20 protein-coding genes and 1 other RNA gene are annotated in these 21,388 nt (G+C 63.4%); 9 read left to right on the forward strand and 12 right to left on the reverse strand.

Features of this window, described 5'->3' with window-relative positions:
• Positions 1 to 26: 26 nt before the first annotated feature.
• Positions 27 to 2,900 carry an aminomethyl-transferring glycine dehydrogenase gene (gcvP, locus tag CKW24_RS01320; protein WP_095164714.1) on the reverse strand — a complete coding sequence of 958 codons (2,874 nt, stop codon included), beginning with the start codon at positions 2,898 to 2,900 and terminating at the stop codon, positions 27 to 29.
• A gap of 151 nt (positions 2,901 to 3,051) precedes the next feature.
• Here gcvP and CKW24_RS01325 point away from each other — a divergent pair, with 151 nt between their 5' ends.
• Positions 3,052 to 4,191, forward strand: coding sequence for a DegT/DnrJ/EryC1/StrS aminotransferase family protein (locus CKW24_RS01325; protein ID WP_095165194.1), 1,140 nt, complete (start codon positions 3,052 to 3,054; stop codon positions 4,189 to 4,191).
• A 48-nt stretch (positions 4,192 to 4,239) separates the two neighbouring features.
• Here the strand turns inward: CKW24_RS01325 and gcvH are convergent, their stop codons facing one another.
• From gcvH to CKW24_RS01370, 9 genes are all read right to left on the reverse strand, one after another.
• Entirely contained in the window at positions 4,240 to 4,623 is a 384-nt protein-coding gene (gene gcvH / locus CKW24_RS01330) for a glycine cleavage system protein GcvH (RefSeq protein WP_095164716.1), read from the reverse strand.
• Between the two features lie 51 nt (positions 4,624 to 4,674).
• Positions 4,675 to 5,757: a glycine cleavage system aminomethyltransferase GcvT gene (gene gcvT, locus CKW24_RS01335; RefSeq protein ID WP_095164718.1), complete on the reverse strand. Its 1,083-nt coding sequence runs from the start codon at positions 5,755 to 5,757 to the stop codon at positions 4,675 to 4,677.
• 155 nt (positions 5,758 to 5,912) lie between these two features.
• Positions 5,913 to 7,529 (reverse strand): iron ABC transporter permease, encoded by a 1,617-nt coding sequence (locus CKW24_RS01340; RefSeq protein WP_095164720.1) that lies wholly within the window; start codon positions 7,527 to 7,529, stop codon positions 5,913 to 5,915.
• A gap of 152 nt (positions 7,530 to 7,681) precedes the next feature.
• On the reverse strand, positions 7,682 to 8,683 hold the full coding sequence (locus CKW24_RS01345; RefSeq protein WP_095164722.1) for an extracellular solute-binding protein: 1,002 nt from the start codon (positions 8,681 to 8,683) through the stop codon (positions 7,682 to 7,684).
• A 130-nt stretch (positions 8,684 to 8,813) separates the two neighbouring features.
• Positions 8,814 to 10,031: a 2-octaprenyl-3-methyl-6-methoxy-1,4-benzoquinol hydroxylase gene (locus CKW24_RS01350; RefSeq protein WP_177440563.1), complete on the reverse strand. Its 1,218-nt coding sequence runs from the start codon at positions 10,029 to 10,031 to the stop codon at positions 8,814 to 8,816.
• Between the two features lie 9 nt (positions 10,032 to 10,040).
• On the reverse strand, positions 10,041 to 10,238 hold the full coding sequence (locus CKW24_RS01355; protein ID WP_095164725.1) for a hypothetical protein: 198 nt from the start codon (positions 10,236 to 10,238) through the stop codon (positions 10,041 to 10,043).
• Positions 10,231 to 11,418: a 2-octaprenyl-6-methoxyphenyl hydroxylase gene (gene ubiH / locus CKW24_RS01360; protein ID WP_095164727.1), complete on the reverse strand. Its 1,188-nt coding sequence runs from the start codon at positions 11,416 to 11,418 to the stop codon at positions 10,231 to 10,233. The genes CKW24_RS01355 and ubiH overlap by 8 nt, the downstream gene beginning before the upstream one ends.
• Positions 11,415 to 12,749: a Xaa-Pro aminopeptidase gene (gene pepP / locus CKW24_RS01365; protein ID WP_095164729.1), complete on the reverse strand. Its 1,335-nt coding sequence runs from the start codon at positions 12,747 to 12,749 to the stop codon at positions 11,415 to 11,417. The genes ubiH and pepP overlap by 4 nt, the downstream gene beginning before the upstream one ends.
• Before the next feature lie 20 nt (positions 12,750 to 12,769).
• Entirely contained in the window at positions 12,770 to 13,327 is a 558-nt protein-coding gene (locus CKW24_RS01370; protein ID WP_095164731.1) for a YecA family protein, read from the reverse strand.
• Between the two features lie 127 nt (positions 13,328 to 13,454).
• Here CKW24_RS01370 and CKW24_RS01375 point away from each other — a divergent pair, with 127 nt between their 5' ends.
• From CKW24_RS01375 to CKW24_RS01390, 4 genes are all read left to right on the forward strand, one after another.
• Positions 13,455 to 13,664, forward strand: coding sequence for a TIGR02449 family protein (locus CKW24_RS01375; RefSeq protein WP_058413757.1), 210 nt, complete (start codon positions 13,455 to 13,457; stop codon positions 13,662 to 13,664).
• Positions 13,661 to 13,978 carry a cell division protein ZapA gene (locus tag CKW24_RS01380; protein WP_095164733.1) on the forward strand — a complete coding sequence of 106 codons (318 nt, stop codon included), beginning with the start codon at positions 13,661 to 13,663 and terminating at the stop codon, positions 13,976 to 13,978. Before CKW24_RS01375 ends, CKW24_RS01380 begins: the two co-directional genes overlap by 4 nt.
• Before the next feature lie 30 nt (positions 13,979 to 14,008).
• Positions 14,009 to 14,187, forward strand: a non-coding RNA gene (gene ssrS, locus CKW24_RS01385) — 6S RNA.
• A gap of 88 nt (positions 14,188 to 14,275) precedes the next feature.
• The gene (locus CKW24_RS01390; protein ID WP_095165195.1) at positions 14,276 to 14,905 is read left to right on the forward strand and encodes a 5-formyltetrahydrofolate cyclo-ligase; all 630 of its coding nucleotides are present in this window, start codon (positions 14,276 to 14,278) and stop codon (positions 14,903 to 14,905) included.
• A gap of 3 nt (positions 14,906 to 14,908) precedes the next feature.
• Here CKW24_RS01390 and CKW24_RS28215 read toward each other — a convergent pair whose 3' ends face one another.
• Entirely contained in the window at positions 14,909 to 15,055 is a 147-nt protein-coding gene (locus tag CKW24_RS28215) for a hypothetical protein (RefSeq protein ID WP_095164735.1), read from the reverse strand.
• Positions 15,056 to 15,253: 198 nt separating this feature from the next.
• Here CKW24_RS28215 and CKW24_RS01400 point away from each other — a divergent pair, with 198 nt between their 5' ends.
• From CKW24_RS01400 to CKW24_RS01415, 4 genes are all read left to right on the forward strand, one after another.
• Positions 15,254 to 15,703 carry an EVE domain-containing protein gene (locus CKW24_RS01400; RefSeq protein WP_095164737.1) on the forward strand — a complete coding sequence of 150 codons (450 nt, stop codon included), beginning with the start codon at positions 15,254 to 15,256 and terminating at the stop codon, positions 15,701 to 15,703.
• A 140-nt stretch (positions 15,704 to 15,843) separates the two neighbouring features.
• On the forward strand, positions 15,844 to 16,809 hold the full coding sequence (locus CKW24_RS01405) for an HlyD family secretion protein (protein ID WP_095164739.1): 966 nt from the start codon (positions 15,844 to 15,846) through the stop codon (positions 16,807 to 16,809).
• Positions 16,806 to 19,526, forward strand: coding sequence for a ribosome-associated ATPase/putative transporter RbbA (gene rbbA / locus CKW24_RS01410; protein ID WP_095164741.1), 2,721 nt, complete (start codon positions 16,806 to 16,808; stop codon positions 19,524 to 19,526). Before CKW24_RS01405 ends, rbbA begins: the two co-directional genes overlap by 4 nt.
• Positions 19,526 to 20,644 carry an ABC transporter permease gene (locus CKW24_RS01415; RefSeq protein ID WP_095164743.1) on the forward strand — a complete coding sequence of 373 codons (1,119 nt, stop codon included), beginning with the start codon at positions 19,526 to 19,528 and terminating at the stop codon, positions 20,642 to 20,644. Before rbbA ends, CKW24_RS01415 begins: the two co-directional genes overlap by 1 nt.
• A gap of 189 nt (positions 20,645 to 20,833) precedes the next feature.
• Here CKW24_RS01415 and CKW24_RS01420 read toward each other — a convergent pair whose 3' ends face one another.
• Positions 20,834 to 21,250 (reverse strand): flagellar basal body-associated protein FliL, encoded by a 417-nt coding sequence (locus CKW24_RS01420; RefSeq protein ID WP_095164745.1) that lies wholly within the window; start codon positions 21,248 to 21,250, stop codon positions 20,834 to 20,836.
• Between the last annotated feature and the right edge of the window lie 138 nt (positions 21,251 to 21,388).

Here is a 21,388-nt window from a genome sequence, read left to right on the forward strand (position 1 = left end):
GCATTTTTTTGCCTGGCAATCAGCCCTTATCGATACTCATCCAGCGGCACGCAGGCACAGAATAGATTGCGATCGCCGTAGACGTTGTCCACCCGATTCACCGTCGGCCAGTACTTGTGCGCCCGGGTGTGGGCATCCGGGGTCACCGCCTGTTCAATGCTGTAGGGCCGCTCCCAGACCCCGGTAACGTCCGCCAGGGTATGGGGCGAGCGCTTCAGCGGGTTGTCGTCGGCCGGCCAGTTGCCGTTCTGCACTTCGGTAATTTCCGCGCGGATACTCAACATCGCACCGATAAAACGGTCCAGCTCCGCCTTGGACTCACTTTCGGTGGGCTCGACCATCAAGGTCCCCGCCACCGGGAACGACATGGTCGGCGCATGGAAGCCGTAGTCCATAAGACGCTTGGCCACGTCCTCTTCACTGATCCCGGTCTGGGCCTTGAGCGGTCGCAGATCAAGGATACATTCGTGGGCCACCCGCCCGTTACGCCCACTGAACAGCACCGGGAAGGCGCCAGACAGGTGTTCGGCCAGGTAGTTGGCCGACAGGATCGCCACTTCGCTGGCATCGGCCAGTTGCGGGCCCATCATTGCAATGTACATCCAACTGATCGGCAGGATGCTTGCACTGCCCCAGGGCGCGGCGCTGACTGCAGTGTTCTTCGGGTCCGGACCATCCAGCGGCACTACCGGGTGATTGGCCACGAACGGCGCCAGGTGCGCGCGCACGCCAATCGGCCCCATCCCCGGCCCGCCGCCGCCGTGGGGAATGCAGAAGGTCTTGTGCAGATTCATGTGGGACACATCGGCACCGATATCCGCCGGCCGCGCCAGCCCGACCTGCGCGTTGAGGTTGGCGCCGTCCATGTACACCTGGCCGCCGTGGCTGTGGATAACTTCGCAGATCGCGCTGATGCCCTCCTCGTACACCCCATGGGTCGAGGGGTAGGTGGCCATCAGGCAAGCCAGCTTGTCAGCGGCCGCTGCGGCTTTGTTCTTCAAGTCTTCAAGGTCGACGTTGCCGGCAGCGTCACACTCGACGATCACCACCTGCATCCCGGCCATCTGCGCCGACGCCGGGTTGGTGCCATGGGCCGATGCCGGGATCAGGCAGATATCGCGCGCACCCTGCTGACGGCTTTCGTGATATTTGCGGATCGCCAACAACCCGGCATATTCGCCCTGGGCGCCGGAGTTGGGCTGCATGCAGATCGCATCGAAACCGGTGATCGCACACAACCAGCGCTCCAGCTCGCCGATCATCAACCCGTAGCCCGCCGCCTGCTCTTTCGGGGCAAAGGGGTGCAGGTTGGCGAAACCTGGCCAGGTGATGGGGATCATCTCGCTGGTGGCGTTGAGTTTCATGGTGCAGGAGCCCAGCGGGATCATCGACTGGTTAAGCGCCAGGTCCTTGTTCTCCAGTTGCTTGAGGTAGCGCAGCATCTCGGTTTCGCTGTGGTGCGCGTTGAACACCGGGTGGCGCAAGTAACCACTGGTGCGCAGCAACCTTGCCGGGATGCCCGAGGCCAGCGCCTGCCCATCCAGTTCGGCCACCTGCAGTCCATGGTCGGCACCGAGGAACACGTCGAACAGCTTCGCCACCGTGCTTTCGTCGCAGCTTTCGTCGAGGCTCAGGCCGACCTGGCCGCGACCGAGAATCCGCAGGTTGATCTGCTCCGCCTTGGCCGATTCGATGATTGCCGTCTGGCTGCCGCCGACTTCCAGGGTCAGGGTGTCGAAAAACCGCTGGTTGAGCCGGGTAATGCCGTTGCGCTCAAGGCCGGCGGCGAGGATGCACGTCAGGCGGTGCACCCGTTGCGCAATGCGCTTGAGGCCCTGCGGGCCGTGGTAGACCGCATAGAAGCTGGCAATATTGGCCAGCAGCACCTGGGCGGTGCAGATGTTCGAATTGGCCTTCTCGCGGCGGATATGTTGCTCGCGGGTTTGCAGGGCCATGCGTAGGGCAACATTGCCCCGGGCGTCTTTCGAGACACCGATGATGCGCCCGGGAATCGCCCGCTTGTATTCGTCACGGCTGGCGAAAAACGCCGCATGCGGGCCGCCATAGCCCATGGGCACGCCAAAGCGCTGGGACGAACCGAACACCACGTCGGCGCCCATTTCACCGGGCGGGGTCAGCAACAACAGGCTCAGCAGGTCGGCAGCCACGCAGGCCAGGGCCTGCTGGGCGTGCAGATGGTCGATCAGGGGCCGCAGGTCACGAATCTCGCCGTGGGTGTCGGGGTACTGCAGCAGCGCGCCAAACACCTGGTGCCGGGGCAAGTTATCCACAGCGTCGACGATCAGTTCGAAGCCAAACCCCTCGGCCCGGGTCTGCACCACGGAAATAGTCTGCGGATGGCAGTTTTCGTCGACGAAGAACAGATTGCTTTTCGACTTGGCCACACGCTTGGCCAGGGCCATGGCTTCCGCCGCCGCCGTGGCTTCATCGAGCAGCGACGCGTTGGCCAGCTCCAGGCCTGTCAGGTCGATGGTCAATTGCTGGAAATTGAGCAGCGCCTCGAGCCGGCCCTGGGCGATTTCCGGCTGGTACGGGGTATAGGCCGTATACCAACCGGGGTTTTCCAGCACATTACGCAGGATCACGGCGGGCGTCAGGGTGCCGTGGTAGCCCATGCCGATCAGGCTGGTCCAGACCTCATTCTGTTCGGCATAACCGCGCAGCTTGGCCAGGGCGCTCTGCTCGTCCAGGGCCGGGGGCAGGTCCAGCGGTCGATTCAGGCGAATGCCCGGCGGTACCGTCTGCTCGATCAACTCGACCCGGCTGCCAAGCCCGAGGCTGTCGAGCATGGCCTGCTGCTCGGCGGCGTCCGGCCCCAGGTGGCGGCGCAGGAAGGCATTGGGATCGCGTAACTGGCTCAAGCTGGGCAACTGGGACATGACGGGCTCTCTCTTGAATGGCGCTCAGCGTCTGTTCAACTCGGTTCTGGCAGCATAGCTGCCCTGTGCGCACGGTATGGTGTCTTCGGCCAATCGGAGCCATTCTGTGCAGCGCATCACCCACGTCCGCCACTCGGGTCCCCAGATCGCCATGAGCCAACAGCCTTTTCTGCCGTTTTCCAAACCCGTCATTGATGAAGCCACTATTGCCGCCGTGGGCGATGTCCTGCGCTCCGGCTGGATCACCAGCGGGCCCAAGGTCCAGGCCTTCGAAGCCCAGCTGTCCGAGTATTTCGGCGGACGGCCGGTGCGTACGTTCAACTCGGGCACCTGCACCATGGAGATCGCCTTGCGCATCGCCGGGATCGGCGCCGGTGATGAAGTGATCACTACACCGATCTCGTGGGTGGCCACGGCCAACGTGATTCTCGAAGTCGGCGCCACCCCGGTGTTCGCCGACATCGACCCGATCACCCGCAACATCGACCTGGACCAGCTGGAAGCCGCCATCACCCCGCGCACCAAGGCAATAATCCCGGTGTACCTGGCCGGGTTGCCGCTGGACATGGAGCGCCTGTACGGCATTGCGCGCAAGCACGGCCTGCGCATCGTCGAGGATGCCGCCCAAGCGCTGGGCTCAAGCTGGAATGGGCAGCGCATCGGGGCGACGGGGGACTTCGTGTCGTTCAGTTTCCAGGCGAACAAGAACATCACCTGCTCGGAGGGCGGCTGCCTGGTGCTGAACAACGCGCAAGAAGCGCGGCTGGCCGAGAAGTACCGTCTGCAAGGCGTGACCCGCAGCGGTTTTGATGGCCTGGACGTGGACGTGCTGGGTGGCAAGTTCAACATGACCGACGTCGCCGCCGCCATCGGCCTGGGCCAGTTTGCCGGGATCGAGGCGATCACCGCCCATCGCCGCATGCTGGCGCAACATTACTTCGCGTGTTTTGGCGGTGATTTCGAGGCCCGGTACGGTGCACAGCTACCGCCGGCCGATTTCACCCAGAGCAACTGGCACCTGTTCCAGCTGGTGCTGCCAGAACGTGCGGATGGCCAACCGGCACGGGCCACGTTCATGGAAAAGATGCAGGCACTAGGAGTTGGCGTCGGCTATCACTACCCGCCGATTCATCTGCTGAGTCTGTACCGCGAGCGCGGTTTCAAGGACGGGATGTTCCCGGTGGCCGAGCGGGTTGGCCGGCTGATCGTGTCGCTGCCGATGTTCACGAGCATGAGCACCGATGATGTCGAGCGGGTTGTCGCGGCGGTAAAAGCAGTTCTACAAAAATGACCCTGTGGGTGCTTGCAGGTTGTGCATGCACCCCACAGGTTGGCGCGATTACTCGCCGATCGCCGCCTTGTAGCCTGCCGCGTCGAGCAATTTGTCGAGGTCGGCGCTGTTGCTTGGCTTGAGCTTGAAGATCCACGCACCGTACGGGTCGGAGTTGAGCAGCTCGGGGTTGGCGCTCAGTTCTTCGTTGATCGCGATCACTTCGCCGGCAACCGGGGAGTAGATGTCCGAGGCAGCCTTGACCGACTCCACCACGCCTGCCTGATCGCCAGCGCCGAACGCAGTGCCCACTTCGGTCAGCTCAACGAAGACCACGTCACCCAAGGCTTCCTGGGCATGATCGCTGATGCCCACGGTCACGCTGCCATCGGCTTCCAGACGGGCCCATTCGTGACTTTCGGCAAAACGCAGGTCGGCAGGGATATCGCTCATGTTCTGTGTCCTCAAGAAGAAATGTCAGCGGTATTGGTCCGCCGGAAATAGTTAGATCAAGGTTTTGCCATGACGCACGAAGGTCGGTTTTACCACCCGGACCGGGTACCACTTGCCACGGATTTCCACTTCGGCGCGGTCGGCGGTAGCCATCGGCACCCGCGCCAGGGCGATCGATTTGCTAAGCGTAGGAGAGAAACTACCACTGGTGATCTCTCCTTCGCCAACATCGGCGATACGAACCACCTGGTGCGCCCGTAAAACCCCACGTTCCTCGAGTACCAGGCCGACCAGTTTGTGCTGTACGCCGGCGGCAAGCTCAGCCTCCAACGCGGCCCGGCCGATGAACTGACGAGTGGCCGGTGCCCAGGCGATGCTCCAGGCCATGTTCGAGGCCAGTGGCGAAACATCCTGGTGGATGTCCTGGCCATAAAGGTTCATGCCCGCCTCAAGGCGCAAGGTGTCGCGCGCGCCGAGACCGATGGGCGAAATGCCGGCACCGACCAGATCGTTGAAAAAGCCCGGCGCCTGGCTGGCCGGAATGGCAATTTCCAGGCCGTCTTCGCCGGTATAGCCGGTACGGGCGATGAACCAGTCACCGTCGTACTGGCCTTCGAAGGGCTTGAGTTGCTGGATCAGTGCACCGCGCGCCTGCGTTACCAGCTCGGCAATTTTCTGCCGAGCGTGCGGGCCCTGGATGGCCAGCATCGCCAGTTCGCTGCGCTCGTGCAGTTGCACTTGATAGTCGCCGACTTGCGCCTGCATCCAGGCCAGGTCCTGGTCCCGAGTGGCAGCGTTCACTACCAGGCGGTAACAGTCTTCCAGGCGATAGACGATCATGTCGTCGACCACCCCGCCCCGCTCATTGAGCATGGTGCTGTACAGGGCACGGCCGCAGTTGTGCAGGCGTTCGACATCATTGGCCAGTAAATACTGGAGCCAGGCCTTTGCCTGGGGGCCGCTGACATCGATCACGGTCATGTGGGACACATCAAAAACCCCACAGTCGCGACGCACCTGATGGTGCTCCTCGACCTGCGAGCCGTAATGCAGTGGCATATCCCAACCGCCAAAATCGACCATCTTCGCGCCGAGGGCGAGATGAAGGTCATAGAGAGGCGTACGCTGTCCCATGGGTTTCTCCTTCCGGGCGTGGCGAAGGTGCGGACAGGCGCTGGTTGGTTGAAAGCCTTGAAATAGAAGGCTTTCAGTCAATTTCAGGAACCTGGTCTGAAGGACGATCCACACCGAATGCCGCGCATTGTAGCCGCATGATGTAGGACTGGCACCTAACCGATTCGCTGAGCCGAACGCCGGATCAAGCCAATCACCGGTAACAGGCCCACCAGAATCAGGCTCAAGGCGGGCAACGAGGCCCGCGCCCATTCGCCTTCACTGGTCATTTCGAAAATCCGCACAGCCAGCGTGTCCCAGCCAAACGGGCGCATCAGCAAGGTCGCCGGCATTTCCTTGAGCACATCGACGAACACCAGCAGCGCTGCGCTCAGGGTGCCGGGCAGCAACAATGGCAGATACACTTTGAAAAACAGTCGTGGCCCACTCACTCCCAGGCTGCGGGCGGCTTCCGGCAATGAGGGGCGAATCCGCGCCAGGCTGTTTTCCAGCGGCCCGTAGGCCACCGCGATGAACCGCACCAGGTACGCCAGCAGCAAGGCCGACAGACTACCCAGCAGCAGCGGTTTACCGGCACCGCCCAGCCAGCTCGACAGGGGCACCACCAGTTCACGGTCCAGGTAACTGAACGCCAGCATGATCGACACCGCCAGCACCGAGCCGGGCAAGGCGTAGCCGATATTGGCCACGCTGATCCCGGAGCGGATCGCCCGGGTCGGCGCCAGGCGCCGGGCGAACGCCAGCAGCAGCGCGACGCTGACGGTGATCAGCGCGGCCATGGCGCCCAGGTACAGGGTGTGCAGGATCAGCCCGGCATACCGCTCGTCGAGATCGAAGCGCCCGCGCTGCCAGAACCACGCCAGCAGTTGCAGCAAGGGAATGACAAATGCGCAGGCGAACACCAGGACACACCAACTGCTGGCCGCCAGCGCCTTGAAGCCATGCAGGTGATAGAGCGCCTTGCCCCGTGGCCGCTCGTTGCTCGCTCGGCTGGCGCCCCGGGCACGGCGCTCGCCGTACAGCAACAGCATCACCACCAGCAGCAACAGGCTGGCCAGTTGGGCCGCGCTGGACAGGCTGAAGAAGCCATACCAGGTCTTGTAGATCGCAGTGGTGAAGGTATCGAAGTTGAACACCGAGACCGCGCCGAAGTCCGCCAGGGTCTCCATCAATGCCAAGGCCACACCGGCACCGATCGCCGGTCGCGCCATAGGCAGGGCCACTCGCCAGAAGGCTTGCCAGGGGGATTGGCCGAGCACCCGCGCCGCTTCCATCAAGCCCTTGCCCTGGGCCAGGAACGCCGTGCGGGCGAGCAGGTAGACGTAGGGATAGAACACCAGCACCAGCACCAGTATCACCCCGCCAGTGGAGCGCACCCGTGGCAGGCGCAGGCCACTGCCGAACCATTCACGCAGCAGGGTCTGTACCGGGCCGGAGAAGTCCAGCAAGCCGACAAACACGAAGGCCAGGACGTAGGCCGGAATGGCAAAGGGCAGCATCAATGCCCAGTCCAGCCAGCGCCGGCCGGGAAACTCGCAAAGGCTGGTGAGCCAGGCCAGGCTGACGCCCAGCAGCGTGACGCCAACGCCAACCCCGAGGATCAGGGTCAAGGTGTTGCCCAGCAGACGCGGCATCTGGGTGTCCCACAGGTGCGACCAGATCTGCAGGTCGACGCTCTGCCACGACAGCAGCAGTACGCTCAGCGGCAGCAGCACCAGGGCGGCGACAGTGAAAACCAGCGGATACCAGCGACGTTGTGCGGGATGGGCCAAGGGATGTCTCGAAAAAGGCGGGGCCGGGGGAGCGAAGGCTAACAGCTTTGTTTTGTGCAGAGGAGATTGCCCCCCATAGGTCCTGCACAAAACCAGTGGGAGCGAGCAAGCTCGCTCCTACAAATAGCTCGGGGGTGGCCCCCCTTGATAACTCAGTTCCAGCCAGCGCGGTCCATCAGGCGAATCGCTTCGGCCTGGCGCAGGCCAGCCACTTCGACCGGCAGGGTGTCCGGGATGAATTTGCCCCAGGCCTCGACTTCAGCCGACGGCTTGACGTTCGGGTTGGCCGGGAACTCCTGGTTGACGTCGGCGAAGATCTTCTGGGCTTCGGCAGTGGTCATCCACTCCACCAGGGCCTTGGCGGCTTCCGGGTGTGGCGCATGTTTGGTCAGGCCAATGCCCGACAGGTTGACGTGCACGCCACGGTCGGCCTGGTTTGGCCAGAACAGTTTGACCGGCAGTTCCGGCTTCTGCTTGTGCAGGCGGCCGTAGTAGTAGGTGTTGACGATGCCGACGTCGCACTGCCCGGCGGCGATGGCTTCGAGCACGGCGGTGTCATCGGAGAACACGTCAGTGGCGAGGTTGTTGACCCAGCCCTTGATGATTTCCTCGGTCTTGCCGGCGCCATGGGTTTCGATCAGGGTCGCGGTCAACGACTGGTTGTAGACCTTCTTCGCCGTGCGCAGGCACAGGCGGCCTTCCCACTTCTTGTCGGCCAGGGCTTCGTAGGTGGTCATTTCCTCAGGCTTGACCCGCTCGGTGGAGTAGGCCAGCGTCCGTGCACGCAGGCTCAGGCCGGTCCAGGCGTGGGACGCGGCGCGGTATTGCAGGGGAATGTTGGTATCGATCACCTTCGAGGTGAACGGCTGCAGGATGCCCATCTGCTCGGCCTGCCAAAGGTTGCCAGCGTCGACGGTCAGCAGCAGGTCGGCGGTGGCGTTTTCACCTTCGGCCTTGATGCGCTGCATCAGCGGCGCTTCCTTGTCGGTGATGAACTTCACTTTGACACCGGTTTTCTCGGTGTAGGCATCGAAGACCGGCTTGATCAGCTCATCGATACGCGAGGAGTAGACCACCACTTCGTCGGCGGCCTGCGCCGTGGTGCCAATCAGGGTCAGGGCGATGGCTGTCAGTAGACGCTTCGGTGCCAACATGGGAGCGGTCTCTCGATATCAGAAATGAGGCCAAATGATAAGGAGTCACATTTGCCATCTCAACCGATCCCTCTGTGGAGGAGTTACCAGATGTTGCACGGCCTCGCGGAGGCTCGCCCCAACCGCCCCCTCAAGCCTTGGCCAGCTCCGGCAGATCACCGCTCAAGCCCAGCGCCTGGCGCACGAACAGCGCCTTGGCCTCGGGCATCTGGTCGACCAGCTTCAAGCCGGTATTGCGCAACCAGCGCACGGGCAAGGGATCGGCCTGGAACAAGCGCTCGAAGCCTTCCATCGCCGCCATTAACGCCAGGTTGTGGGGCATGCGCCAGCGTTCGTAGCGGCTCAATACTTTCACATCCGCCAACCGCTCGCCCCGTGCCGCTGCTTGCAACAGCACCTCGGCCAGCACCGCGGCATCGAGGAAACCCAGGTTGACCCCCTGCCCGGCCAACGGGTGAATGGTGTGCGCGGCGTCACCGATCAGCGCCAGGCCTTCGGCCACATAACGCTTGGCGTGACGCTGGCGCAGGGGCACACAGAGGCGCGGGTCGGCACTCAGCACCTGGCCCAGGCGCCCTTCGAAAGCGCGCGTAAGCTCTGCACAGAAAGCCTGCTCGTCCAGCGCCATCAGGCGCTCGGCTTCGCTGGGGGTGGTCGACCAGACGATCGAGCACCAATCCTGCTGGCCGTCGCGCGCAAGGGGCAGGAAGGCCAGCGGGCCGTGATCGGTAAAACGCTGCCAGGCCGTCATCTGGTGTGGCCGGGAGCTGCGCACACTGGTGACGATGGCGTGGTGCAGATAATCCCATTCCCGGGTCGCCACCCCGGTCAAGCGCCGCACGGCCGAGTTGGCGCCATCGGCGGCGATCACCAAGGGCGCGCGCAAGGTCCGGCCATCGGCCAGGGTCAGCAGCCAATCGTCGCCGGAGCGCCGCATCTGCTCCAGGCGCGCATTGGCCAGCAGGCCCAGGTCGCAGTCGTGCAGACGGTCGAGCAACGCATCCTGCACCACGCGGTTCTCGACGATATGTCCCAGGACTTCGGCGTGCACGCTGGCAGCAGAAAAGTGAATCTGCCCGGTGCCGCTGCCGTCCCACACCTGCATGTCGCAGTAGGGACTGCTACGGCGCCGCAGCACACCGTCCCACACTCCCAGGCGCTCGAGAATGCGCTGGCTGGCGGCCGACAAGGCACTGACTCGCGGCTCGAAGGCCGATTGCCCATCGAAGGGTTTGACACTCATCGGGCTGCCATCGAGCAACAGGACTTCCAGGCCACTGTTCTGGAGGGCCAGTGCCAAGGCACTGCCGACCATCCCGGCCCCGACAATCAGCAGATCTGCGCGCATTTCCATGCTTTAAGCCTGTCTCGCTTGCGGCTTGAGCCGCACGTAAAGGGTTTTTTCGACCCGGGCTACCAAGGTGCCAGCGCCGTCGTGAATGTCATCGCTGATAGGGCGCACCCGCACGCCCGCGCCGAGGTACGGCGGGTAGAAACCCATGAACCAACGCAGCAACCGCGCCTTGCCCAGCCGCCGGGTCAGCCACTTAACCATCGGCCCGGGTTCCCAACCCCATGGCCTGGCGAGCGAACCAGCGCTTGGCCGGCGGTAACAGATCGAGCCCCAGCAGGCCGAGGTTGCGGCCCAGGGACACCAGTGGCTGGGTGCTGCCAAACAAACGGGTGACCTGGTCGGAGAAACCCACGGTGAGGTTCTGGTCCAGGCGCTGGCGCTCGCGATAGGCCTGCAAGGTGGCGAAGTCGCCCGCCGGCTGGTCACTGCCAAGCAGGGCTTCGGCCAGGGCCTGGGCATCGCGCAACGACAGGTTGAAGCCCTGCCCGGCTATCGGATGCAGGCTGTGGGCGGCATTACCGAGCACCGCCAGGTGCGGGCGCACCTGCTCCTCGGCCTCGATCAGCGACAACGGATACAGATGCCGCGCGCCCACTTGTTTGAGCGTACCCAGGCGATAGCCGAACACGCCCTGCAATTCACTGAGGAAACTGCGTTCATCCAGCTGCGCCAGGCGTTGTGCGTCCATGCCCAGGCGGGTCCAGACCAGCGCACAGCGATTTTCCGGCAGCGGCAACAGGGCCATCGGGCCGTCATCGGTGAACCGTTCGAACGCCATGCCGTTGTGGGCTTCGCTGGGCGTGATGTTGGCGATCAGCGCGCTCTGGTTATAGGGACGCGTCTTGACGCCGATCCCCAACTGCTCGCGCAACCCCGAGCGGCCGCCGTCGGCCAGCACCGCCAGGTCGCAATCCAGGCTGGTTTCATCGTTGAGGGTCAGGCGGTAGCCATCCACCAAGGGTTCCATGCGCGTGACTTCGGCCGGGCAACGCCAGGTGATCACGTCCTTGTCCAGGCCCTGCCACAGGCATTGGCCGAGCCAGGCGTTTTCCACCACGTAACCGAGCGCCGGAACGCCCTCTTCCATGGCGGACAGGCGGGCGGTGGAAAACCGTCCACGGTCGGAGACGTGAATCTGCTTGATCGGCTCGGCCCGGCGGGAGATCTCCTGCCACAGGCCCAGGCGCTGGTAGATCTGCCGGGCACCGAAGGACAACGCCGAGGAACGTGCGTCGTAGCTGGGCTGGTAGCTGTCGCCGGGGGCGAAGGGTTCGATCAGCACGATCTTCCAGCCACGGGCCTTGGCCCCGGCCTGCAGCGCCAACGCCAGGCTGGCGCCCACCAGCCCGCCACCGATGATCGCCAGGTTGACCCGGCTCATGCCGCTTGGCCCCGTGCCGCGGCCATCAGGGCCTCGATCTCGGCGACTGTCTTGGGTACGCCACGGGTCAGGATTTCACAGCCTTGCTTGGTTACCACCACGTCATCCTCGATGCGCACGCCAATGCCGCGCCATTTCTTCGCCACCTGCAGATTGTCCGGAGCAATGTAGATGCCCGGCTCGACGGTCAAGGCCATGCCGACTTCCAGCACCCGCCATTCACCGCCCACCTTGTACTCACCCACGTCGTGCACATCCATGCCCAGCCAATGGCCGGCGCGGTGCATGTAGAACGCCTTGTAGGCTTCGCTGGCGATCAGCTCGTCAACGTCACCCTGCAACAGGCCCAGGTGCACCAGCCCGGCGGTAATCACCTGGACCGTCGCCTCGTGGGCCTGGTTCCAGTGCTTGTTCGGCGCGATCTGGGCAAAGGCCGCTTCCTGGGAAGCCAGCACCAGTTCGTAGATCGCCTTCTGCTCCGCGGTGAACGTACCGTTGACCGGCCAGGTGCGGGTGATATCGCTGGCATAGCAGTCGATTTCACACCCGGCGTCGATCAATACCAGGTCACCGTCCTTGAGCACCGCGTCGTTCTGCTGGTAATGCAGGATGCAGCTGTTGCGCCCGGCAGCGACGATCGAGCCGTAGGCCGGCATTTTCGCCCCACCCTTGCGGAACTCGTAATCCAGCTCTGCTTCCAGGCTGAACTCATGCAGCCCGGCACGGCTGGCCTGCATTGCACGAACATGGGCCTGGGCGGAAATCCGCGCCGCCTCGCGCATCACCTTCACTTCTGCCGCCGATTTATACAGGCGCATGTCGTGCAGCAGATGATCCAGGGCAACAAATTCGTTCGGCGGCTGCGCACCCAGGTGCGCCTTGGAGCGGATCACGTTGATCCAGTCCATCAAATGCCGATCGAATTCCGGATTGCTGCCCATGGCCGAGTAAACCCGGTCGCGGCCTTCGATCAGGCCCGGCAGAATGTCGTCGATATCGGTGATCGGAAAGGCGTCGTCGGCCCCGAAGTCGCGAATTGCGCCCTCCTGGCCGGCGCGCAGGCCATCCCACAACTCGCGTTCGACGTTGCGTTCACGGCAAAACAGCAGGTATTCGCCATGCTCGCGGCCAGGCATCAAGACGATGACGGCTTGAGGCTCGGGGAAACCACTGAGGTACTGGAAGTCGCTGTCCTGGCGATACACGTGCTCGACGTCACGGTTGCGGATCGCCACGGCGGCGGCCGGCAGGATTGCGATGCTGTTGGGTTCCATCTGCGCCATCAGCGCCTTGCGCCGGCGCGCGTATTCCGACTTCGGGATATGGATCATGGGCAGATGGGGATCCTTTCTTAGTGCAGCGACGGCTTGGGTGCAGCCGGTACAACCGGTTTTTTGGTCTCGGCGAACAACAGCAGCGGCGCAACGCGCAGGTATTCCATCACTTCCATATAGTCGCTTTCACCGTCTTCGGACTCTTCCAGGGCGTCTTGCACCTGGGAGATGGCAGCGAGGTCTTGCAGCACTTCACGGGCATCGGTGCTCAGATCCAGGCCGGAGGCGTTGACGCCGAAGCCGTGGAGGAAGCCCTGGCACCATTGGCCCAGCGCGGCAGCACGCTCGGTAAGCGGCGCGTCGTCGGTCGGCAGCAGCAGGACTACAGTGACTTCGTCGCCCGTCAACTCGCCCTTGACCATTTCCTGCAGGCCGATCAGCGCGTTGCGTACGTTTTCCGCAGGTTCGGTTTCCAGCAGTTCGGCGACATCCGCCAGCCAGTTGTCGGCATCAAAGCCGACTCCGGTGCAACTGCGGCCCAGCAGCACGCCGTGAAGCTCGGCAGGAGAGCAAGGATGGCCGCTGGTGCTCAGCAGGGTGGCAAAGGCGTTATACGGGGAATTCTGATTGGTCATGGGCAGCTAGGCGCCAAGCGGCGCTATGTCTAGAATGAAGGCCTTGTATCCTACATCGACAGACTCGCCAAGACTATTAAAGGCTGTCCGCCAGTTACCGCCCATCAGACAAAAACCGTGGAACGCTATGGAAGACACCGACCTGCAAGCGCTGATGGCCAGACTCGAACTGCTAATTACCCGGGTCGAGCAACTTAAGGGCCAAAACGGACTCTTATTAGCTCAGGAAAAGACCTGGCGCGAGGAACGCGCGCACCTCATTGAAAAAAATGAAATCGCCCGGCGTAAGGTCGAATCGATGATTTCGCGCCTCAAGGCCCTGGAGCAAGACTCATGAGTTCAAGCAATAGCGTTACCGTGCAGATTCTCGACAAAGAGTATTCGATCATCTGCCCACAGGAAGAGCGCAGCAACCTGGTGAGCGCTGCCCGTTACCTGGACGGCAAGATGCGCGAAATCCGCAGCAGCGGCAAAGTCATCGGCGCCGACCGCATCGCCGTGATGGCCGCCTTGAACATCACCCACGACCTGCTGCACAGCCAGGAACGACCGGACGTGCAGGCCAGCGGCTCGACTCGCGAGCAAGTGCGCGACCTGCTCGATCGTGTGGACCTGGTGCTGGCCACCGATCCGGATGTCAGCAAAGGCTGATTCCTCGGGGTGGTTGCGGTATACTCGCGCCACTCCCTGGGGTGCTTGCCAGTTGACGATGTCCCTGAGCCGATTCGCACTACCCTGGAGGTTGCACGTTGGGCTGGTGTGCATGTCCGCTAGACGGAAAGCCTGAAAGCCTACTGCATCTTCCACCTTGAACTTTCGGGTTCAAGGGCTAAGTCAGCAGCGGTTCATCCGGGGAGCCTGATTCAAGCCGATGCCAGCCCATGCTGGCATCGGCTTTATTACGCGACCACCGTGCTGGTGCCCTCGCCACTCGAACAGCCCATGACGATGACCGAACCTGCGCCGCTTTCCCGCCCGCAACTTCGACGCAAGCTGCGCCAGGCCCGCCGCGCACTGAGCGCCAGCCAGCAACGCCAAGCCGCCCACGGGCTGTATCGGCAACTGGCCCAACACGCGCTGTTCCGCCGCGCCAGACACATCTCCCTGTACCTGCCCACCGACGGTGAAATCGATCCGCGCCTACTGCTGCGTGCGGCACAGCGTCGGGGCAAGGCTACCTACCTGCCGGTGCTCAGCGCCTGGCCACGCACCAAGATGGTGTTCCAGCGCATTCGCCCGGGCGAAAAACTGCGGCCCAATCGTTTCCGCATTCTCGAACCACGGGCCAACCAGGCGCGCCAGCGCAAGGTCTGGACCTTGGACCTGGTGCTGCTGCCATTGGTCGGCTTTGATCAGGAAGGTGGACGCCTGGGCATGGGCGGTGGGTTTTATGACCGCAGCCTGGCTTACCTGGCACGCCGCCAGAGCTGGCGCAAGCCAACGCTGCTGGGCCTGGCCCATGAATGTCAGAAGGTCGCGAAGCTGGATCAGGCGAGCTGGGATGTGCCGTTGCAAGGAACGGTGACTGATCGCCAGTGGTATGTCGCGGGTCCGCTGGCAGCGAACCCTGTTGCGTGAAGATCAGCGCTTGAAGGGTTGAATCTGTTGCGCGAGCTCGATCGGAGCATCGGTTTTGTTCGCCCACAGGCTCTGCGCGTAGCCGGTAGTCACCACACCCAAACCGAACACTATGACCAGAACCCAGAGTAAATCCGGTTTGCGTTTCATCGATTGCCCCCCTCAAGGCATTTCACACACGATGTCAGCAGCGGTGTCCGTTACAGGCCGTGCTTGCCGCGTCTTGCTTAAAAGTCCGGCATTTTGCGGTAACGTGAGGCGACACGCAAACGCTGGCGTCAACCGACCGTCGGTTTGTCATGTATTTGCCGGAACCCTTTTCCGCCCCCCTCTTCTGGAGCAAAAAAGATGGCCTATTGGCTGATGAAATCCGAGCCCGACGAGCTCTCGATCAAGGGCCTGGAAAAGCTCGGGCAAGCCCGCTGGGATGGGGTTCGCAACTATCAGGCCCGCAACTTCCTGCGGGCCATGGCGGTGGGTGACGAGTTCTTCTTCTATCACTCCAGTTGCCCGGAGCCGGGAATTGCCGGGATCGGCAAGATCGTCGAAGCCGCCTACCCGGACCCGACGGCCCTCGACCCGCAAAGCCACTACCACGACCCCAAGGCCAACGCCGAAAAAAATCCCTGGAGCGCGATCGACGTCGCGCACGTGGACACCTTCGCCAAGGTGCTCAAGCTCGATTACCTCAAGCAGCAAGCGGCATTGGCAGAGATGCCCCTGGTGCAAAAAGGCAGCCGGCTGTCGGTGATGCCGGTCACGGCCGAGCAATGGGCGGCGGTGCTCGCCTTGCGCTGAACAGCAGAACCCGGCGGTCACGCCCGCAGCGGATGCATAAGCCCCCAGTAAGGGTTAGGCTCGCCTTTCATTTGACGGGCATCAAGTCGCCACTGCGCTGAACCCGTCAGACTAGGACGCTACAGTTGCAGGATGCACTCATGTCGACAAACCATCGCTCATCCCGTCTATTTGCCGTTTCGTTAATGGTCCTGCTGGTCGCCGCCGGCGGTTTCGGCTATTGGAAATCCCTGCGCGACCGCCTGCCCGAAGGCCTGAGCATGGGCAATGGGCGGCTTGAAGCCACCGAAGTGCAGATTGCCAGCAAGCTCCCCGGACGCCTCGCCGACGTGCATGTCGACGAAGGCGACAAGGTGCTCAAGGGCCAGTTGCTGGCGCGCATGGACACCCGCACCCTGGAGGCCCAGCGCAACCAGGCCGAGGCCGAGGTGCTGCGCGCCCGGCAAAACTACGCGGCGGCCGAGGCCAATGTGCAGTTGCGCCAAAGCGAACTGCTGCTGGCCAGCCAGGAAATCAAGCGCTCACGGGAACTGTTCAATCGCGGTTTCGCCAGCCAGCAGATTCTCGACCAACAGCAGGCTCGCCTGAATACCGGCAACGCTGCAGTCCAGGCCGCCAATGCCCAGGTCGCGGCAGTGCAGGCGGCGATCGGTGCAGCCCAGGCGCAAGTCGCGCAACTGACCAGTGAAATCGAAGACAGCAGCTTGCGCTCGCCCATCGACGGGGTGATCCAGCTGCGCCTGGCGGAACCGGGCGAAGTACTCGGTGCCGGCGGCCGGGTACTGCTGTTGATCGACCCAAACGACCAGTACATGAACCTCTATCTGCCGGCCTCGGTCACTGGGCGCCTGACCGTCGGTGCCGAGGCGCGCATCCTGCTCGACGCCCTGCCCGACCGGCCATTGCCGGCCAGAATCAGTTTTGTCGCGGCCAAGTCGCAATTCACCCCCAAGGAAGTGGAAACCCGTGACGAGCGGCAAAAGCTGGTGTTCCGGGTCAAGCTCAAACTGACTGAACCGGCCGCCGTGCCCGAGGCCAAGCCGGGGATGCCGGGCGCCGGCTATGTGCGCACGGCGACGGTGGTCTGGCCGGCCAACCTGCAATGAGCGCCCTGGCGCTGCAGGCCAAAGGCCTGTGCCATGCCTACGGCGCACAACAGGCACTGATCGACATCGCGTTCAGCCTACCCAGCGGCACACGCTGCGGCCTGATCGGCCCCGATGGTGCGGGCAAATCCAGCCTGCTGGGGCTGATTGCCGGGGTGAAGAAACTGCAACGCGGAGACCTGCAGGTGCTGGGCGGCTCTATCGACCAGCGCCGCCATCGCAACAGCCTGTACCCGCGCATCGCCTTCATGCCCCAGGGCCTGGGTGGCAACCTGTATCCGGACCTGTCGATCAACGAGAACATCCGCTTCTTCGCCACCCTGTTCGGCCTGTCGAAGGACGAGTGCGAACAACGCATGCACAGCCTGTTGCTGGCCACCGACCTGGCACGGTTTGCCGAGCGGCCGGCGGGCAAGCTGTCCGGCGGGATGAAGCAGAAACTCGGCCTGTGCTGCGCGCTGATCCATGAACCGGACCTGCTGATCCTCGATGAGCCGACTACCGGCGTCGACCCGCTGTCCCGCCGGCACTTCTGGGAGTTGGTAGAGGATGTCCGCCGCCAGCGCCCACAACTGACCCTGCTGGTCGCCACCGCTTATATGGAGGAGGCCGAACAGTTCGAGCACTGCCTGATGCTCGACGCCGGCAAGCTGATCGCCGACGGCCTGAGTCGCGACCTGGCAGCCGTGACCCCCAGCGGCAAACTGGACGATGCGTTCACCTACTTTCAAGGTGACCGCAAACGCAGTAGCCAACCGCTGGTTATTCCACCGCGCCCCCACGACAACCTCGACATCGCCATCCAGGCCCACGAACTGACCCTGCGTTTCGGCGACTTCACGGCCGTGAACAAGGTCAGCTTTGCCATCGGTCGTGGCGAGATTTTCGGTTTCCTCGGCTCCAACGGCTGCGGCAAGACCACCACCATGAAGGTCCTCACCGGCCTGATGCCAGCCAGCGAAGGCAGCGCCACGTTGCTCGGCAAACCGGTGGATGCCAAGGACCTGGCTACGCGCAAGCGGGTCGGTTTCATGTCGCAGAGCTTCTCGCTCTACGGCGAACTCAGCGTGCGCCAGAACCTCGAGTTGCACGCGCGGCTGTTCGACTTGCCCAAGGCCGAGAGCGCCACGCGCATCGAGGAACTGATCCAGCGGTTCGACCTGGGCAGCATTGCCGGGCAACAGTCGGGAGCACTGCCGCTGGGCTTGCGACAGCGCTTGTCACTGGCGGTCGCGGTGCTGCACCGCCCGGAAGTGCTGATCCTCGACGAACCGACTTCCGGCGTCGACCCGGCCGCCCGGGATGATTTCTGGCGACTGCTGATCGAGCTGTCCCGCGAGCAAGGGGTGACGATCTTCCTGTCGACCCACTTCATGAATGAAGCCCAGCGCTGTGACCGGATCTCGCTGATGCACGCTGGCAAGGTGCTGGCCTGCGACACCCCGGCGGCGCTGCAGCAGCAGTTTGCTGGAGACACCCTGGAAGACGCCTTCGTCCGCTGCCTGCAAGATGCGCAGGACGCCAGCCCGGCAGCGCCACCCCCGGCAGCGGTCAACGCCGCGACAGCTCCGGCACCTACGGGCGGCGCCGCATTCAGCCTGCGGCGGTTGATTGCCGTGGCCAGCCGCGAGGGCAAGGAGTTACTGCGCGACAAAGTGCGCCTGGCCTTCGCCCTCGCCGGGGCCTTGTTCATGATGGTGATCTTTGGCTACGGCATCTCCCTGGACGTCGAGAAACTGGCTTTCGCCGTCTACGACCAGGACCAGACCCCGCAAAGCCGCGCTTACCTCGAGGCGTTTCGCGGCTCGCGCTACTTCGCCGAACAAGCGCCTATCCACGATGCCAGGCAATTACACCAGCGCCTGCAACGCTCGGAGATCAAGCTTGCACTGGAAATTCCCCCAGGCTTCGGCCGCGATCTGTACGCCGGGCGTCAACCGGCCGTGGCCGCGTGGCTCGATGGCGGCATGCCGTTTCGTGCAGAGACCAGCCGCAACTACGTCGAGGCGGTGCATCAGGCCAACCTCGAGCAACTGGCCGCACAAAGCAGCCCGGCGCTCAACCAACGCCCAGCGGCCAGACTGGAAACGCGCTTTCGCTACAACCAGGACGTGGTCAGCGTGAACGCCATCGGCCCGGGAGTCATGGCGCTGATCCTGGCTTTCATCCCGGCCATGCTCACCGCGCTGGGCATCGTCCGGGAAAAAGAGCTGGGCTCGATCACCAACTTCTACGCCACGCCGCTGACCCGCCTGGAATTCCTGCTGGGCAAACAGGCGCCCTACCTGGCCGTCAGCCTGGTCAATCTGGGTTTACTGGTGGCAATGAACCGCTGGCTATTCGGCGTGCCGTTCAAAGGCAGCGGTCTGACCCTGGCCTTCGGTGGCCTGCTCTATGTGCTGGCGACCACCAGCATGGGCCTGCTGATTTCGGCGTTCACCCGCACCCAGATCGCCGCCATCCTCGGCACCATGATTATCACCAGCCTGCCGACCATCCAGTTCTCCGGCCTGATCGTGCCGCGTTCCTCGCTCGAAGGCGCCGCAGCCCTGATGGGGCAATTGTTCCCGGCCGGCTACTTCCTCGACATCGCCGTCGGCACCTTCACCAAAGCCCTGGATGTGCGCCAGTTGTGGCCACAGTGCCTGGCACTGTTCGGGTTTTTCCTTGGTTTCACCGGGCTGAGCCTGATCATGCTCAAGAAGCAGGAGGTCTGATGCACCAGCTCTCGCACATCCTGCGCCTGGGGCTCAAGGAGCTCACCAGCCTGCGCCACGACAGCGTCTTGCTGCTGTTCTTGCTGTACGCCTTCAGCGTGGCGATCTACATGCCCGCCGCCGGCTCGGTGATCGGGGTCAACAACGCCAGCGTGGCAATCGTCGACGAAGACCACAGTCATCTCTCGCGCCAGCTCGCCGACGCCCTGCAACCGCCGCAGTTCCAGGCTGCCGTGCCGCTGCCTTACGACCAGTTGGACCAGGTCATGGACCGCGGGCAGTACACCTTTGTGATCAACGTGCCGGCCAACTTCCAGGCCGACCTCCTGGCGGGGCGCTCGCCGGCCGTGCAGGTCAACGTCGACGCCACCGCCATGAGCCAGGCCTTCATGGGGGCCGGCTACATCGGGCGGATCTTCCAGCGTGAACTGCTCAACTACGGCGGGCAGCCGGATACGGCCAGCAAGGCACCGGCCCTGCTGACCACCCGCGCACTGTTCAACACCAATCTGGAGGGAGGCTGGTTCCTGGCGGTGATCCAGATCGTCAACAACATCACCATCCTCGCCATCGTCCTGACCGGCACCGCGCTGCTGCGCGAGCGCGAACACGGCACCCTCGACCATTTGCTGGTGCTGCCGCTGACGGCGCTGGAAATCATGCTGGCGAAAATCGGCAGCAACATGCTGGTGGTGGTGCTGTGCACCTGGGTGTCGCTGGAGGTGGTGGTCAAAGGGCTGTTGGGAGTTCCGCTAGCGGGCTCCCTGGGGCTGTTCCTGCTGGTGACTGCGCTGTATCTGTTCGCGAGCACGGCGCTGGGGATATTCCTCGCAACCCTGGCCCGCTCGACACCGCAGTTCGGCCTGCTGGCGATTCCGGTGATCATTCCGATGCTGCTGCTCTCGGGCGGCAGCACCCCGCTGGACAGCATGCCGCAGTGGCTGCAGTGGGTGATGCAGGGCTCGCCCTCCACCCACTTCGTCAGCCTCAGTGCGGCGATCCTGTTCCGCGATGCCGCGCTCGACGTGGTCTGGCCGGACCTGCTGGCACTGGCAGTGATCGGCCTGGCGTTCTTTGCGATTGCCCTGGCGCGGTTCCGCAAGAGCTTGGCGTCCTGACAGACCGCTATCGCGAGCAAGCTCGCTCCCACCCAGGTTTGCGGGGTAGATGCGAAACCTGCAAACCCCCAGGACCCTGTGGGAGCGAGCTTGCTCGCGATGGGGGCGGTGCATTCACCATCGATGGCGCTCGATGCACCGCTATCGCGAGCAGGCCGCAAGCGGGCACTCGCTCCTACAGATCCAGCATTACTGGATGATCAGGTTGTTGAACAACAGATCATCGACCATCGGCTTGCCGGTTTCGTCGTTCATCACTTGCTGGGTCTGCTTCAGGGCTTCCTGGCGCAGTTTTTCCTTGGCTTCGACGTTGTTCATGGTCTCGCTGGTTTGCTGGCCGAACAGCGCCACCAGTTGGTTACGAATCAACGGCTCATTGGCCTTGACCGCCTTGGCGGCCTCCTCGCCGGTGACCCGCAGCGCCACGTCGGCTTTATAGACCTTGAGCCTGGCCGTGCCGTCCAGGCCGTAATTGCCCACGAACGGCGGGGTCAGGCTGATATAGCTGACTTTCGGCGCTTCGCCCTCTTTGGCTTCCTTGGCTTCTTCGGCCTGCGCTGCCATAGGCAGCGACAGGGCCAGCATCAACATGATCCACGCTTTCACACTTCGCTCCTTATCCGGTTTACGGCCTAGCATAACCATCCACCCCCCAGCGCCCAAGCGCAAAGCTTATGGGCGGCTATCAGGGTGGGGCATGCTCGTTGACCCCTTGACTCACCCACCTACACTTATCGGCCATCA

This window comes from Pseudomonas sp. Irchel 3H3 (assembly GCF_900187635.1).
GTDB lineage: Bacteria > Pseudomonadota > Gammaproteobacteria > Pseudomonadales > Pseudomonadaceae > Aquipseudomonas.